Source organism: Pseudooctadecabacter sp. (genome assembly GCF_020627745.1).
Lineage (GTDB): Bacteria > Pseudomonadota > Alphaproteobacteria > Rhodobacterales > Rhodobacteraceae > Octadecabacter.
In genome coordinates, this window is sequence record NZ_JAHDGE010000019.1 from 33,873 (window position 1) to 49,481 (window position 15,609).

Below are 15,609 nucleotides of genomic sequence, written 5' to 3' on the forward strand. Positions count from 1 at the left end.
CGCAGCCCCACATAGGCAAAAAACGCCAGATGGTCCCCTGAGGTGTCGCGCACCGAAAACGGTGGCAGCTGCACGGCCAGAACATCGCGCGACGGTGTCTTGAAAGACGGGGTGAACTGCTGACAGATCAGGTCCAGCATATGGGTGCCGTGGGTGACCGCGTTGTTTGTCCCGTGATAGCTGTCGTGGCTGTAAAGGCGCAGGTTGTCATCGTAGTATATCTGCCCTTCGGTCGTCTGCCCCCCGCGCACCCGCGCAATCAGCGCGTCAATGGCATCACCGCCGAGGGGGGTATGGCCCAGATCAACGGCACCGGCCCGCCTGCGGGGGCGGTGCATCTGCCACACCGCGTCAAGACGGGTCGTGTCGCCCCCCGGCTGTCGGAAGGCTGCATTCAGATAACCGATCCCGTCGTCGATAATACCCACCACCGGCGCATCGGTCGCGGTGTCCAGCGTCATGCGCAGGCCATCCGTACGCCCGTTTGGCGCAGCCCCGTCAGGGGCAAAGCGGACCATGGGCCCGATCCACAACGCCTCAAGCAGCGGGTTTTGTTGATGACCGTCCACCGCCGTCATCGCGCCCATGAACGCGGCAATCACCTTGTCCACATCCGCCGCGATATCGGGGCAGATCAGATACACGATCACGCGGCTCAGAAAATCAGCCCCCTGCGGTGCGCAGGCGTCGGCATCATCGTTCAAAATCCGCATCACGCGGTCAAGGTCGGGGCTGAACGCATGGTATGTCGGGGCCGCATCGTGACGCATGGCGGCTGTCCACATCCCGTCCATCCGCCCCACGTCCGCCATCGCCGCATCAGTCAGACGCATCAAGACAGGGATCGCAACTTCCCCCCTGTGGTGTCCAGCCTCACGGGCCAAAGTCTGCGCCACCTGATCGTAGGGTGTTCTGTAAGCCTTTGACATCGCCGTCTCCTCCATCCGCTTTTGTGCAGCCTTTCAGATAATTTGCGACCTGTCGTGGGGTTCACGGCTTGCCGTGTGCGAATTCACGGCACGTTCACGCAAGCTTTGCGCGGCCCTCACACACACTGTGCTGTCATCCCTCAGGGCCGCATATTTCGCGTGCCCTCTGTCAAGGATTTTCAACGATGTTTTTTCAAACCGGGCACGGCGTCCTGTCCACATTATGGCCGATGAAGGATGCCGGTGCCGCCCCGCCCGCTGCGGGTGGTTTTGCCTATCTGTTTCCGACGGCGGCCGGCGTTCCACAGTCGCCCGGGGCGCTCGGGGCCGTGAAACGGCTGGCCGCGCAGATGGCGGATTCAGCGTCCGGCAGGGCCAGCCCCCCTCTGCCCTTCGTGTCCGGCCTTCTGGGTCATCTGTGCCAGTTCGCCGATCATGACCTGAGATGTCCGGTCATTGCGGCTTCGCCCGAGACACGCGACCAGATCAGACAGGGGATGCCCTTGGGCCGCGGGGCCGCGACAACCGCCCTGCGCAACCAATGTTCAGGGCGGTTGGACCTGTCGGGCCTCTACGGGGACGGCGCGCCGCTTTCGAAAATCGAAGAACACCTCACCCTTGCCCTTCGCGATCCGACAGCCCCCGCAAAATGGCGTCTGCCCCGTCGTGAGAACGGGCGTGCGGACGTCGTGCGTGTGCGCGACCTTGCGGGTGCGGCACTGTCGCAGGCAAATCTGCGAAACCTGACCGACCCCGCGCACCGCGCATTCTTCTTCGGTCCTGAGGGGCAGACGGACAACGCTCTCTGTCTTGACCGCCCCATCCTGCCGGACGGACGCAACGGCACATCGTCGGAATTGATACAGATACATCTGGCTTGGGCGCGTTTGCACAACGCAATCGTGGACAGCGCGCCGGACGCGCAGGCGAAAGCCCCTGTCGACGATCTGTTCGGATGGGCAAGGGACCAGACCCGTCTGATCTATCAATGGGTCATGATCTTTGATGTGCTGGCGCGGGTCTGTGACCGGGCGGCACTGGATCACGCCCTCACGCAGCGTGCGCCTCTTTATGCGGCCATGAGTGCAGCGCGGCCCTCGGGGACCGCCACACCCCCCCTGCCGCTGGACTCTGCCCTGGGTGCGCTGCCCTTCTATCTGGCACTGCCCCCGTCCCGGCCCGATCTGGACGACCGCGTCACAGACAACCTTGTCGCATCCTACATCTTCAACCTGCCCACCGCACAAAGCTGCATCGCGCGGGTCGAAGCGAAGACAGGTTTTGTCATACCGCCCCTGCCCGAGGCTGGCCTGCTCTCGGGCCCTACCGGACCTCTCATTGCGGACACCGATCTGGTGTCCAACACGCCGCTGTGGTTCTACATCGTGAAAGAGGCCGAGGTGCTGGCCGGTGGGCGGCACCTTGGCCCGTTGGGGTCGATCCTTCTGGCCGATACTCTGGTGGGGGTGCTGGTCCACGATGACGGCAGCGTCCTGAACCGGACATCCAGGCGGGGTGCGGACTGGACACCGCGTGATGGCGTGATGCCTGCAGGCACGCCGGTGATGACCTATGACGATGTGCTGACAGCGGGCGGGACAGGATCATGACCGCCGCGATGGCCCCTGTTCACGTCAAGATGCCCCGCCGTGATGGTGGCGGGGCATTCTGTGGGGGCCGTCTACTGGCCCAGCTGTTTCCACGCCTGCATGGTATTGAACACCGTCCGGTTGATCCGCGTGGACCGGTTTGCGCAGCCGCCGTAGTTGTGAATGCCGATCACGTGCCGCTTCTTGACCGTCTTGTCATAGCGCCACGTGGGGCTTCCGCTTTGGCCCGGCGCTGTGTCGAACATATAGGCCAGACGCTGTGGTTCCGTGCCGATGATGCGGCCTGCATTGTACCACTGCGTGCCAAAGGTCTTGTCACCCGGATAGCCGGAATTGTTGGCCAACAAATCCTTCAGCGACGCATCCGACAGCGCGGCAAAGCCGAACCAACCGGTGCGTGCGCCCAGATCATCGCCCTTGGGCAGCACGATACAGGCGTAATCATTCGCAGGCTCGTGCCGGTTTACCCAACCGGCCACAGAGTGGAACTGGGTGGCCACCGATGACCCGAACGGACGCGAGGTGCCAGACATGCCCGGAATAACCTCGATCTTGGTGGCCCAGCCGCCGTTGCGGGCGGAATGGACGCAATGCCCTGCGGTCATCACCGTCCGCGGTGAGATAAACCACCCTGTCCCGCGGGACCGCGCGCCGTTGGCCATGGTAATGATCAACTGGCAGATCATCCGCCACGGCGGTGCGCCGTTCTGGCCCACCTGCACACGGCCGTCATGGCCACAGACGGTTTCGGCCATAGGGGCCGCATCAAAGTGCATCGAACAGGCCAGCGGAATCTGGTCATACGCCTCCGGCAGGCTTTCCGGTTCTGTCTGGCCCAGACCGCGCACCATGGGCCGGAACAATTCGAACCCTTCGGCGTATTCCAGTGACCCGCCACCATGGGTTTCCACATCGTTGCCGTCTTCGACCAATTCGGCACCGCCCGAAGCCTCGGGCGTCATCGCCTCGGCGTCCGCCACAAAGGCCTCCATCATCTCGATGTCTGCCGCAGCGACCGTTGGCGCGCTTTCGGGCGCATCACTGCAACCGCATCCGCAATCGTCTTTCTTGGCCTTGGTCTTCGCCTTGGTCGTGCGGCCCTTGGTTGATTTTGTACTTTTCGCAGCCATGATCCTCTCCTTTCAAAGAATGGCGGTGTGTCGGACCCCACACGCAGCACGGCCCGACACGACAGGGGTCAGATCACGCGCTTTGGGCGCGGATACACTTGAACGCCTCAAAGGCGGCCTTGATCGCGGTGCCCCATTTCTTGGCCTTGAACGCGGCAATCGCGGCAACGATCTTGCCGACGCAAGCCGCGTATTTGCCCAGACGGCGGGCCAGCGCGACCATCTTGGCGATGATCTTTTTGGCGCGTTCCTTGATGGCATTCACAATCGGCTTCACCCGGTCACGGATCCAGCTGCCAAAGCCTTCCTCGCCATTGTCACCGAAATTGCCGTCGGCCATTTCCAGCAGGCTCAACGTGCCGCCGGTTTCCGCCTTGGGCGCCGCGAAGGGTGTGCCTTCCGCCGCCTGATCCAGCATGCTTGTCGATGCCACGGCGCTCTCGGGTGCCATCAGGTTGGTGCCGAAATCAGCGTCAAACTGAACGAAATCCGCCTCGATGGAGGCCACTTCCTCAGCCTCCTGATCGCTGCTGTCCCCGCCCAGAACCTGATCAATCGAGACAGACCCGCCAGAGTTGCTTACCAATTCGTTTTCCATAGTGAGTTTCCTTTTCAATACGGCCAGACCGGCCAATGCGTTGCGCCGTTATGCGGCGGAGGTCCGGTATGAACCTCGACACCCATCAGACATTTGAACCGTCAATCCCCCGCCATGGCCGCGCCAAGGGCGCGTCAATACTCCGGCATCCGGGTTGGCAGATATTTTTGCGATAGATTGACGAAAGGGACTTCCGCGATGACCCTGACTGACACCATGACGGACGACCGCATCATCCTGCGCGTGCTCAGCGGCGCGTGGCTTGACGGGGCGGCAGATGGGCTGCGACTGACCGCACGCAAAAAGATCGCGCTGTTGGCCTATCTGGCCATGGACCGCGCGTCCGTGCCCCGTGACCTGCTGGCCGGGCTGATCTGGGGGGACGTGCCCGAACCCAAAGCGCGCGCGTCGCTGCGGCAGGCGCTGTCGGATTTGCGCGCGGCCCACCCTGCCTTGCAACGGGCCTTGGTGATGGACCGCACGACAGTGTCGCTGATCCCCGATCAGATCGCCATAGAAACCGACATGATCCTTGATGAGATCAGGCAAGGCCGCCTGCCGGATGCCCTGCGCACGGGCGGGGAATGCGTCAATGACTTCCTGTACGGCTTCGAAACCCTGAGTGAGCGTTTTGGCGACTGGGTGCGCGACATGCGCAAGACCAATGGTGACCGCATTTTGCGCGCGTTGTTTGATGCCGCGCGACGCGATGATCTACCGCCCCCCACACGGATCGAGTTTGCCGAGGCCGCCACGATGCTGGACCCCATGGGCGAATGCACCTGCCGGTTTGCCATGCAACTGGCATGGGATCTGGGCGATATTGGCAAGGCTTTGCAGATCTATGCGGCCTTTTACGCCCGCATGAACGACGAACTGGACATGGACCCCTCCATCGATACCCAGAACCTCGCTGCCCGGATCAAAATGGCCGCTCCGTCCGACGCCGGTGCGGCACCGCAGCCGCTGTCTGCCCCGGTGCGGCCTGCCGCCCCTGCGGGTATCGTGCGGCATCACGGACGGCCCGTTCTGGCCGTTCTGCCCATGCAGACCTCCGGCCTGACGGACGACGACAGCGGCATCGGTGATCTGTTGGTCGAAAACATGACCCTGCGGATCACGCGGGCACAGGACATTTCGGTGGTGTCGCAAACCTCGATCCGGCCCCTGTCGGACCACCCCGATGTGGCCCATCTGCTGATGGAACGGTTTGGCGTGCGCTATGTGGTCAATGGCCATATCCGGCGCGTCGGGGCCAGCTTTCACCTCAATGTGGAACTGTGCAAAACCGACGAAGGTCTGGTGATCTGGGCGGACCGCTACCAGATCACCGCGGACGATCTGGCCCATGCCCAAAGCCGCATCGCGGACGAGGTCGTGAATTGCATTCTGCCAAACATGCACGGGGCGGAACTGAGCGAGGCACAGCAAATCGACTTTACCCATCTGACGGCCTATCACCATTTGCTGCGCGCACAGGATCTGGCCTATGCACTTGACCCTGCCACGTTCGACGCGGCGGGATGCCAGTTGCAGACCCTGGTTGCGGCCTCCCCCGACTTTGCCCCTGCGCAGGTTGCCCTGTCGGATTGGTACAGTTTGCGGGTCGGTCAGGGGTGGTCGGCAGACGTCGCCGGCGATCTGGCCGCCTCCGAAAATCATCTGGTCCGCGCGCTGGCGTCAGACCGGCGCAACGGGCGCGCCCTGTCCATGCTGGGCCATAAACGCGCCGTCTATGCCCATCGTTACGCCGAAGCGGACGTTTTGTTTGAGGAAGCCCTGTCCACGTCACCGGGGGATGCGGAAACCTTGTTGTGGACCGGTCCAGCCCTCGCCTTTGCCGGACAGACGGAGGAGGCGATTTCGCGGCTGACCGATGCGCGGGCCCTCAACTCCGACACGCCCCTCGGCTTTCGGTATGACCACTTTCTGGCGATCGCCTATTTCGCGGCAAACCGGATGGAGGACGCGGTGCGCGCGGGTCTTGCCTCGGCCACCCGCAACGGCGGCTACACATCGAACCTGCGTCTGACGGCGGCGGCCGCAGCCGCGACCGGTCAGGCCGACATTTCCATCCAGATGGTGGCACGGGTTCTGGCCGCCGAACCTGATTTCCGCGTCAGCAGCCTGAAGGCAAACACCCCGTTCCGGTGCGCGGCAAAGGGGGCCGAATACCGAAGGTTGCTGGTTCTGGCAGGTCTGCCCGCATAAGTCGCACGCCGTCGTTTCGCCTCCCCTGACAGGCCCCTTGCAAACGGGGTTGCGGCGCGCATGAGTTTTGCATACATCGGCATACAATCGCGTTTGAGTCGGATTAGCCCCCCTCACGCCACCCGCATATTCATCCGGACCGGAGACACCACAATGACCCTTTATGACCAATACCGCGACGAAATCGCCACCCGCGCCGATCAGGGCCTGAACCCCAAGCCCATCGACGACGGCGCGTTGACCGCAGAGATCATCGACATCATCCGCGACACGTCCCACACCCACCGCGATGAGGCGCTGAATTTCTTCATCTACAACACCCTGCCCGGCACGACCTCTGCCGCGGGTGTAAAGGCGCAGTTCCTCAAGAACGTAATTCTGGGTCAGGACAACGTGGCCGAAATCACCCCCGCGTTCGCGTTTGAACTGCTGAGCCACATGAAGGGCGGCCCCTCCATCGACGTGCTTCTTGATCTGGCTTTGGGCGATGATGCGGCCATCGCCGAAGATGCAGCCGACGTTCTGAAAACCCAAGTGTTCCTGTACGACGCCGACATGGCGCGCCTGAAGGCCGCCTTGGACGCCGGCAATCCCGTGGCCCGTGACATTCTGGAAAGCTATTCGGACGCCGAATTCTTCACCAAACTGCCCGACATCGACGAAGAGGTGAAAGTGGTCACCTATGTGGCCGCCGAAGGCGACATCTCCACCGACCTGTTGTCGCCCGGCAATCAGGCCCACTCCCGCGCGGACCGCGAATTGCACGGCAAATGCATGATCTCGGAAGCGGCGCAAAAGCACATCGAAGACCTGAAGCTGCAGCACCCTGACAAACGCGTCATGCTGATTGCGGAAAAAGGCACCATGGGCGTGGGATCCTCGCGGATGTCCGGCGTGAACAACGTGGCGCTGTGGACCGGCAAGCAGGCCTCTCCCTACGTGCCGTTCGTGAACATCGCCCCTGTGGTTGCGGGCACCAACGGCATTTCGCCCATCTTCCTGACCACCGTGGACGTCACCGGCGGCATCGGTGTGAACCTGAAAAACTGGGTCCGCAAACTGGACGAAGACGGCAAGCCGATCCTGAACAACGACGGCAACCCTGTGCTGGAACAAAAGTATTCGGTTGAAACCGGAACGGTCCTGAAAATCAACACCCGCGACAAGAAACTCTATTCCGAGGAGGGCGAGGAGCTGGTCGATATGGCCCCGTCCTTCACCCCCCAGAAAATGGAATTCATGAAGGCCGGCGGGTCCTACGCCATCGTCTTTGGCAAAAAACTGCAGACATTCGCGTGTGAGGCTTTGGGCATCCCCGTGAAATCCGCCTATGCGCCGTCCAAAGAAGTCACGATCGAAGGTCAGGGCCTGACGGCGGTCGAAAAAATCTTCAACGCCAATGCCTTGGGCGTGGCAGACGGCACAACACTGCACGCAGGGTCCGACGCACGCGTCAAGGTCAACATCGTGGGATCGCAAGACACCACCGGCCTGATGACCATGCAGGAGCTTGAGGCGATGGCCGCCACCGTCGTCTCCCCGTCCGTGGATGGGGCCTATCAATCGGGCTGTCACACAGCGTCCGTGTGGGACCTCAAGGCGCAGGCGAACACGCCCCGTCTGATGGCCTTCATGAACAAGTTCGGTCTTGTCACCGCGCGCGACCCCAAAGGCGAATATCACGCCATGACCGACGTGATCCACAAGGTGCTGAACGACATCACCGTGGACGACTGGGCCATCATCATCGGCGGCGACAGCCACACGCGCATGTCCAAGGGCGTGGCCTTTGGTGCGGATTCCGGCACCGTTGCCTTGGCGCTGGCCACCGGCGAAGCCTCCATGCCGATCCCTGAATCGGTGAAGGTCACGTTCAAGGGCGACATGGCCCCGCACATGGACTTCCGCGATGTGGTGCACGCCACGCAGGCGCAGATGTTGGCCCAGCACGGCGAAAACGTGTTCCAAGGCCGCATCATCGAGGTTCACATCGGCACCCTGCTGGCTGACCAAGCCTTTACCTTCACCGACTGGACCGCCGAGATGAAGGCCAAAGCCTCCATCTGTATCTCCGAGGACGCGACGCTGATCGAAAGCCTCGAGATCGCCAAATCGCGCATCCAGACGATGATCGACAAAGGGATGGAGCATGAAAACGGCATGCTGCAAAACCTCATCGACATTGCCGATGCGCGGATCGCCCAGATCGAAAGCGGTGAAAAGCCCGCGCTGCGCCCTGATGCGGATGCAAAATATGCCGCCGAAGTGGTCGTCGATCTGGATGCCATCGTGGAGCCCATGATCGCGGACCCCGATGTCACCAACGCCGACATCTCAAAGCGCTACACCCACGACACCATCCGCCCGATTTCCTACTATGGCGCGGAAAAGAAGGTTGATCTGGGCTTTGTGGGGTCCTGCATGGTGCACAAGGGCGACATCAAGATCGTGGCGCAAATGCTTCGGAACCTTGAAGAAAAGACCGGCAAGGTCGAATTCAAGGCGCCGCTGGTACTGGCTGCCCCGACCTACAACATCATTGATGAGTTGAAGGAAGAAGGCGACTGGGACGTGCTGCAAAAGTACTCCGGTTTCGAATTCGACGACGCCGACCCCAAGGGCAAAGCGCGGACGGAGTATGAAAACATCCTCTACCTCGAACGGCCCGGCTGTAACCTGTGCATGGGCAATCAGGAAAAAGCCGCCAAGGGCGACACGGTTCTGGCCACATCCACCCGTCTGTTCAAAGGCCGCGTGGTTGAGGATTCCGCCGACAAGGCAGGCGAAAGCCTGCTGGCCTCCACACCTGTGGTCGTCCTGTCCGCCATTCTGGGCCGCACGCCCACGTTGTCGGAATACAAGGACGCCGTGAAAGGCATTGATCTGACGAAATTCGCACCCCCTGCGAAAACACCGCTGGATAAAATGGCCTCCGTCCACTTCTAGGACACCCGTCTGACATTAAATCCCCGGTTGGCCCTGCCCGCCGGGGATTTTTTATGGGGCCGCCCGTTTTCGCACGCGGGCGGCGTAGCCCCCGACACGCGCGGGGGATGATCCATCAAGGGTGGCACGATAACGGTCCCACTGGGCGGGGCCGAACCCCTCGAAACCGGACGCTACATCCACCTTTGATCTGTCTCGAAGAAGGGTCTGCGCAACCGGCTGCACCTGAAGGAACGGCCAGTCTGCACGAAAGGTCACGGCGGTGTCGGGGCGGGTGAACTGCACGTTGGCAAAAAGCGGTCCGAACCACCAGTCTGTCTCGATAATTCCTTCCACGACCCGCGCGCCCACGGGGCGAGGCAGGTTGCAGGGGCCACGCACCAGGCTGGACACGCCCGCCGCTGATTGGACAAAACAGCCCGTCCAGATCTGCAACATGTCCGCCGCATTGGTCCGTTTCAAAAAGGGCGGCGACAGCCCCTGCATCCCGTCCGGTGCAGCGGCATCGAACCGCGCGGCCGCGTGCGGATACTGCACACCCCGACCAAGGTCGAACCAGCTGTCGCCATCGTCCAGAGACCAGCAAAATTCAAACCCGTCCCACCGTACTTTCAGATCAAAAGGCAAGAAAACATACCAGCCAAAGGCGCTGGCCGCCCGAACCGGTTCGCAATAGCGAAACCCGTCGGTGGGCAGGGTTCCCAAGGCCGATGTGTCTGCACGTTGCGGGGCAAGCCCGCCGTCGATGAGGTGGTAAAATTTCATCAGGTCCGTCCTGTGCCGGTGGCGATTGCGCAGGCCGCAACTGCGACCTGCGGTCAACGGGATCGCCTAGCGGTCTTTCCGCGTGGCGGCGGTCAGGGCCTTGCGGGCTGCGGGTGACATGCCCCCGTTGCCCAAGCGCACAGCGCCGGAATCTTTCATGGAACGGGGGGGTGTCTTGATCAAATGTGTCATGGGAACGTCCTTAAATTGGTTGGGCAACTGCTTATCTGCAGCGCGCCCAGCCTAGGCCGCCCTTCACCTTCCGTCCTATGGGGGAATCCCTGACCCCGCAGGTGCTGTGCATCAGTCACCCGCCCGCAGCCCACGTCAAAGGTGGGGCGCGCCGGTCAGGACACAACCTCTACCGCCTGCATCATCCCCTCATCCTCATGTTCAAGAATGTGACAATGGATCACGAATTTGCCGGTAAATTTTTCGAACCGCGTTTGCATCGTAAAGGACCCCGGTGCGCCGTCATTGTTCTTGGCCGCCGTGGGGATCGCCATGGTGTCCTGCCACCGGCGCAGCGGATCATCTGCGGCCAGTTCGACCCCGTTGATATGGGTCACAAAGAACGGATTGACGTGGATGTGGAACGGATGGGTAAAGGTGTTCCGGTTTGTCACAAGCCATTCTTCAGCGGTGCCCAACGTCATGGTCTGCTTCACCTCACCGTCGAATTCCGCGTTATCTATCATGAACTTGGGGCGCGTCTTGGTATCAATATCCAGATAGAAATCCACCGTGCGGTTGCCCACAATCGAGGCCGGATCAATCGGTTCGACCAGCGGCCCACCCCCCGGCAGGGCCGGATCGTCCGACCACAAGGCATCGACAGGGTCCCCGGCAATCCGGATTTTCAACTCCATCGCGTCCGACGGCTGTGCCGCCCCCATCACCATGGGCGCGTCATCCCCCTGTTCAGCCATGGCCACAGCCATCAGGTCCGGCAGGGGATTGGCCACCAGCGAGAGTGTCCCCGCGTCCGCATCCACCGGCACCCTGACGATAAAATCGGTGCGGTTGCCCGGTGCAAGGGCCGCCGGGTTCTCCCATGGTGCTCCGTCATTTTTCGTATCGACAGCGATGCGGCGGTCGTAGGTGATCCCGTCAAAGGCGATCTGGTAGACCTCAAGCGGGGTGCCGCCGTCCTCGTTTTCAAGGTTGAGGCTGACAAAGGTGTCCGCACGCGGGGCAGCATTGATGATGCGCCAACGGCGCACTTCGCCCGGACGCATCACAATTTCGGGGTCTTTCGTCCCGCCGCCCTGCCCTGATGGGTCGACCAGCACCAGATGCGGCGCACCGCCGGTGTCGCGCGGTGCGGGCGCATCGGTCTCGATGTCGCGCATCTGGATGACAAACAGGTCTTCGGGGGCCTCCTCGATGTAGCGCGGCATGGAGCCGGGTCTGTCCTTGACGATCAGCGGCCCCACCAACCCGTTGCCCACCTGCTGGGCGGTCGATCCGTGTTTGTGGGCATGATACCAGAACGTCCCTGACGGATGGTCGTCGGGCAACTCGAAATTATAGGCCGCCGTCTTTTCGCGCAACTGGTGCATGTGACACCCCTCGGGCACGATCTGTCCTTCGGGCATCAGCGTCAGAAAGATATTGTCACTGTCGCGCCCGTCAGACGCCTTGAACGGGTCGACATGCAATCCGTGGGTGTGAAAGTTGGTACTGTTGGCCGCGTGGTATTCGTTCATGCTGTCGGGGCAGAACTCCTCTGGCGGTTGCGGGGCCAAGGCATTCGTCAGATTGACCTCAAGCGCCTCGCCGGGAAAAACCGACAAGGTCGGGCCGGGTGTCTTGCCATTGTATGTTCGCACCTGCGGCGCATTCTCGACGTTCGGATCAACGACCGCCAGCATGACCGTCAGATCGACCGGCGCCGGTTGTGCCCGCACCATCGCAGCCCCCACCGGCAGACCCGCTGCCAAAGCACCCGCCGCCGATCCTTGCAACATGGCACGCCGGTTCAGTTTGAAATGTGACATAGCCGTTCCTTTCGCGTTTTGCGCCATGGTGACGCCGCGGGCGCGAAAGGGTCTGTACGCTGCGACACAGACATGGGCCGCGGGCCAGTGGCCGGGCAAGATAACGGGCGGATAACGTGCCCCGTGGTTTGCATCTGTCTGTCGAAACACCACTGAAGGGATAAACATCCATGCATCTGATAACAGCAGCAGCCATTATTTTTCTGGCAACCCCCACCGTTGCCAGCGCCTGCCTGACGACCTGGTTCGAACGGCCCTCCGGCGCCTCATTTGCCCAGCACTACATGCGCAATGACTGCGGGGCCACTGTGCGCCTTGTGTGGGCGGATGGCACGGTCACCTTTCTGAGCGCCGGCCAGCAGTCCCGCTACTACGGAACATTTTCATGGTCGGTCTACGACTGATCCCGACCCGCAAAAAAAAGAGACACGACAATGAACAAACCACTTTTCATTTTGGCGCTGGCGGGATCGCTGTCCGCCCTGCCCGCCCTGTCCCAGGAAACCGACGGTGATGATCTGATTTCATCTGCACTGGGGCTTCTGACCCAAAGCAACGGCACGGCGCTGGGGTCGGACGCTGTCGAAAAGGGCGTCGACATTGCCTACAGCGACGTTGACGTCAACGACTGGGATCTGACCCTGCCGGACGGCACCACCTTCACCGGTGACGACGGCACCGGCCAGCGGCTGAAACTGGGCTACCGCGTGGTCGGGGCCAGCCGCGACGGCACCCTGGCGACCTATGGCGTGGGTCTGGAACATGCGCGGATCACAGATGACAGCGGCGGTTTCGAAACCTCCTATACCGGGCTTTATGGCGACGGGGGCATCGGATATGTGACCGACTACGGCCTTGATATGACGGCCAATCTGTCCTTGGGGATCGGGGCGGGCAAAGCGCGCGTGGGCAACACCGAACTGACCGGCGCGCCCCTTTCGCTGGGGCTGGGGGTTGGCTTTGGCTATTCCTACGACGGCTTTCGCGCCGAGGTGACCTACCAACGACGCTTTGTCAGTTCCGGTGCCAGCAGCCGTATTCTCGCACAGGAGGTCACGGACGAATTCTCTTATGACACGACCGAAATCGGCGGCTCCCTCGCCTTTCAGTTCTGATCACAAGAGAGGGTTTCGGACGATGCGTATTCAATCCCTGTTGCCTTTCGTGTTTGCTGCCCTGGCTGCGACAGGCGTCGTATCCTGTGACAACACCATTGAAGACCGCATCGCCCGAAGCCCGCAAACCGGACAGGACAGGGCCGACGCTGCATGGAACATGCAACTGTCACGGGCCCATTTCGACAATGCCAACAACAGCGGAGCCTCGGCAGGCGATCCGGCGCGCCTTGGCTGCCAGACCCGCGACTACAGTGACGCCACGGTGCGCGCCTATGTGCAACGTCAGCTGGCCACGTTGCAAAGGCAGTCCTTTCAGAACGGGCTGGAAATGTGCGGCCATGCTTTGATCGGGGCCGATTGCCGGCTGTTTCACTCCGAAGCGGTGATCGGGACAAGTCACAGCTGCTCACAACGTCTGCCCAACAATTCGACCCTTCTGGCAGTGTATCACACCCACGGCATCTCGCAGGGGGCCAACAACGGCGAAATCCCCAGCGACGTGGACATGCGCAATGCGATTGCGCGTCGCACCGACAGCTATGTCGCAACACCCGGCGGACGGCTGTGGCATATTGATGCGTTGGGACAGACCGCACGGCTTGTCTGTCGGCGCTGCATGCCGGTCGATCCCCGCACGCGGTCACAACGAACGATATTTGTGGTGGGCCAGCAGTACCGCCTTGTCGACCTTCTGGCTGTCATGCGCGAAAACGGGTTGACCTCGGGCGGGGGGTGAAACTGCCGTCACTTAATTTCGCGCAGCTTTCCGGCATCGACCAGACCGGCGGACCGCATCATTTTTACCGGATAAAGTTCGTCGTTCAAAAAGCGGTCGACAGTCGTTCCGGCCTCTTGCTTTTGCAGCCGCGTCATGGCGGCGCGCGCGTGGTCGAACTGCGATGTATTGGCATATAACCCGACCAGATAGCGCAAGGCAGGACGGTATCTGGGGTTCAGCGCGCGGGACCGTTCGGCGTACCGGGTGGCCTCTGCGTTGTGACCCAATGCAACGGCGGTCGTGGCATACTGGAATTCCGTCCAATACCGGAAATAGGTGCCCTTCGACAAACCCAGCGCCATGCGCGCGGCCTTTGCGGCATCGTCCAGCTGGTCTGTGTTGAGCATAATATTGGCCCACGCGCTCCACGCCATCGGATTGGACGGATTGGCCGTCACGGCAAGTTTCGACAACTCCGCTGCGGTTTCGAGGTCGTTGTCAAAAACCATGCGGGCATGGGCGACCGAGGACAGAACGATTGAATTGGTCCCTTCGGACGTCATGGCATTGGCGCAGAATTCATCCGACATTTCGGTCAGGTCCTGCCGGTTCTGCCCACCGGATTCAACAAACTTGATGACCGCCAGTTGCGCCTGCAGCGCTGAAAACAACCCCCTCGACCGGATTTCAGACGCCCGTTGGAACAGACCGGCCGCATCAAGGGCGCTGCCGGGCTGCATCGAATACATCTTGCGTATCCCCGCCCCCGCAAGGGCATTCGCGTCGTCTGTCAGGGCAATGCCCTGCCCCGCTTGGCAAAGATGGTCGCTCAGCGCGGCACTGGCGCGACAGCACAGATTGCGCATTTCAACCGACAACGGGGCCGTGGGCTGCGCGACCTGACAGGTCGCCGTATCGGCCCAGGCCGCGCCGCTGTGCGGACCGGTGTAGACCGCAAGGCGCAGGCAAATCCGCCCGCCCGCATCGTGATGGGCATGAATTCCCAACGTGATGACATCCTGCGGCGCACCGGATGTCCGGTGCGGGTCCACAGGTTCAAAGTCCATCAGTTCGCGGATGGACTGTTGCACCGTGTCCCCGAACGATGTCTCGAACCGGCCAAGGCTTGAATAGGGGTCGTTGGCGCATTCAATCGCCAACCCGCGCCGCGTGCGGTGGATGTGGCGCTGCAAAGCGGGCGTTTCCGGACGCATCGCCTGTCCGGCCCCTGCGGGGCCTGCCCTGCTCAGACGTTCTTCACTCAACCAGCCTTCGAATTCCTGATCGCGCAGGTCGATCCCCTCCAGAAACTCGCCCGGCCCGTCCGCCCGCACTGTGATGCGGGACGCATCCAGCCCCACGACAGAACGATCGGTGAAAACGATGTCGGGATCGTCGGGAAAGCACAGGCGCATCTGGTGGATGGTCTGGCGCAAACTGTTCGAGGCTTTGGCAGAACTGCGTTCGCTCCAGAGTTTATCCTGCACCCAGGCGCGCGGACGGGTCATACGGTCTTCGGTGGCCAGAAGCGCCAGCAACGCCTGAACCTGCGTCCGGCTGACACGCCTTTCGCACCCGTCGGGG

12 protein-coding genes and 1 pseudogene are annotated in these 15,609 nt (G+C 61.9%); 6 read left to right on the forward strand and 7 right to left on the reverse strand.

The window, feature by feature from the left end; translation table 11 throughout:
- Window positions 1-929: pseudogene (locus QZ653_RS09185) on the reverse strand (hypothetical protein); the annotation flags it as partial.
- Window positions 930-1,114: 185 nt separating this feature from the next.
- On the opposite strand from QZ653_RS09185, the gene QZ653_RS09190 reads away from it, so the two are divergent.
- Window positions 1,115-2,539, forward strand: a complete 1,425-nt coding sequence (locus tag QZ653_RS09190; protein ID WP_296419757.1) for a hypothetical protein — start codon at window positions 1,115-1,117, stop codon at window positions 2,537-2,539.
- Window positions 2,540-2,610: 71 nt separating this feature from the next.
- On the opposite strand, the gene QZ653_RS09195 is transcribed toward QZ653_RS09190, so the two are convergent.
- Window positions 2,611-3,669: a trypsin-like serine peptidase gene (locus QZ653_RS09195; RefSeq protein WP_296419758.1), complete on the reverse strand. Its 1,059-nt coding sequence runs from the start codon at window positions 3,667-3,669 to the stop codon at window positions 2,611-2,613.
- 73 nt (window positions 3,670-3,742) lie between these two features.
- A complete protein-coding gene (locus tag QZ653_RS09200; protein ID WP_296419759.1) occupies window positions 3,743-4,267 on the reverse strand; it encodes a hypothetical protein in 525 nt (174 codons plus the stop codon).
- 198 nt (window positions 4,268-4,465) lie between these two features.
- Between QZ653_RS09200 and QZ653_RS09205 the strand changes: the two genes are divergently transcribed.
- Together QZ653_RS09205 and QZ653_RS09210 are read left to right on the forward strand one after the other, a co-directional pair.
- Window positions 4,466-6,478, forward strand: coding sequence for a BTAD domain-containing putative transcriptional regulator (locus tag QZ653_RS09205; protein ID WP_296419760.1), 2,013 nt, complete (start codon window positions 4,466-4,468; stop codon window positions 6,476-6,478).
- A 153-nt stretch (window positions 6,479-6,631) separates the two neighbouring features.
- Window positions 6,632-9,424 carry a bifunctional aconitate hydratase 2/2-methylisocitrate dehydratase gene (locus QZ653_RS09210; protein ID WP_296419761.1) on the forward strand — a complete coding sequence of 931 codons (2,793 nt, stop codon included), beginning with the start codon at window positions 6,632-6,634 and terminating at the stop codon, window positions 9,422-9,424.
- 51 nt (window positions 9,425-9,475) lie between these two features.
- On the opposite strand, the gene QZ653_RS09215 is transcribed toward QZ653_RS09210, so the two are convergent.
- The 3 genes from QZ653_RS09215 to QZ653_RS09225 form a co-directional block, all read right to left on the reverse strand.
- Window positions 9,476-10,189 (reverse strand): DUF6065 family protein, encoded by a 714-nt coding sequence (locus QZ653_RS09215; RefSeq protein WP_296419762.1) that lies wholly within the window; start codon window positions 10,187-10,189, stop codon window positions 9,476-9,478.
- 66 nt (window positions 10,190-10,255) lie between these two features.
- A complete protein-coding gene (locus QZ653_RS09220; protein WP_296419763.1) occupies window positions 10,256-10,381 on the reverse strand; it encodes a hypothetical protein in 126 nt (41 codons plus the stop codon).
- A gap of 155 nt (window positions 10,382-10,536) precedes the next feature.
- Window positions 10,537-12,189, reverse strand: a complete 1,653-nt coding sequence (locus QZ653_RS09225) for a multicopper oxidase family protein (RefSeq protein WP_296419764.1) — start codon at window positions 12,187-12,189, stop codon at window positions 10,537-10,539.
- A gap of 170 nt (window positions 12,190-12,359) precedes the next feature.
- On the opposite strand from QZ653_RS09225, the gene QZ653_RS09230 reads away from it, so the two are divergent.
- Genes QZ653_RS09230 through QZ653_RS09240 form a run of 3 tightly spaced genes read left to right on the forward strand, consistent with a single transcriptional unit; the run spans window position 12,360 to window position 14,043 of the window.
- On the forward strand, window positions 12,360-12,593 hold the full coding sequence (locus QZ653_RS09230) for a hypothetical protein (RefSeq protein WP_296419765.1): 234 nt from the start codon (window positions 12,360-12,362) through the stop codon (window positions 12,591-12,593).
- Window positions 12,594-12,623: 30 nt separating this feature from the next.
- A complete protein-coding gene (locus tag QZ653_RS09235; protein WP_296419766.1) occupies window positions 12,624-13,304 on the forward strand; it encodes a hypothetical protein in 681 nt (226 codons plus the stop codon).
- Window positions 13,305-13,326: 22 nt separating this feature from the next.
- Window positions 13,327-14,043 (forward strand): DUF4329 domain-containing protein, encoded by a 717-nt coding sequence (locus QZ653_RS09240; RefSeq protein WP_296419767.1) that lies wholly within the window; start codon window positions 13,327-13,329, stop codon window positions 14,041-14,043.
- 8 nt (window positions 14,044-14,051) lie between these two features.
- Here QZ653_RS09240 and QZ653_RS09245 read toward each other — a convergent pair.
- A partial coding sequence (locus QZ653_RS09245) for a hypothetical protein (protein ID WP_296419768.1) occupies window positions 14,052-15,609 on the reverse strand: 1,558 nt, incomplete at its 5' end.

Excerpts from the sequence above, each read along its gene's own strand:
- QZ653_RS09195 (WP_296419758.1), bottom strand. The coding sequence starts at position 3,669 with ATGGCTGCGAAAAGTACAAAATCAACCAAGGGCCGCACGACCAAGGCG.
- QZ653_RS09200 (WP_296419759.1), bottom strand. The coding sequence starts at position 4,267 with ATGGAAAACGAATTGGTAAGCAACTCTGGCGGGTCTGTCTCGATTGAT.
- QZ653_RS09225 (WP_296419764.1), bottom strand. The coding sequence starts at position 12,189 with ATGTCACATTTCAAACTGAACCGGCGTGCCATGTTGCAAGGATCGGCG.
- QZ653_RS09210 (WP_296419761.1), top strand. The coding sequence starts at position 6,632 with ATGACCCTTTATGACCAATACCGCGACGAAATCGCCACCCGCGCCGAT.
- QZ653_RS09205 (WP_296419760.1), top strand. The coding sequence starts at position 4,466 with ATGACCCTGACTGACACCATGACGGACGACCGCATCATCCTGCGCGTG.
- QZ653_RS09220 (WP_296419763.1), bottom strand. The coding sequence starts at position 10,381 with ATGACACATTTGATCAAGACACCCCCCCGTTCCATGAAAGATTCCGGC.
- QZ653_RS09215 (WP_296419762.1), bottom strand. The coding sequence starts at position 10,189 with ATGAAATTTTACCACCTCATCGACGGCGGGCTTGCCCCGCAACGTGCA.
- QZ653_RS09240 (WP_296419767.1), top strand. The coding sequence starts at position 13,327 with ATGCGTATTCAATCCCTGTTGCCTTTCGTGTTTGCTGCCCTGGCTGCG.
- QZ653_RS09235 (WP_296419766.1), top strand. The coding sequence starts at position 12,624 with ATGAACAAACCACTTTTCATTTTGGCGCTGGCGGGATCGCTGTCCGCC.
- QZ653_RS09190 (WP_296419757.1), top strand. The coding sequence starts at position 1,115 with ATGTTTTTTCAAACCGGGCACGGCGTCCTGTCCACATTATGGCCGATG.
- QZ653_RS09230 (WP_296419765.1), top strand. The coding sequence starts at position 12,360 with ATGCATCTGATAACAGCAGCAGCCATTATTTTTCTGGCAACCCCCACC.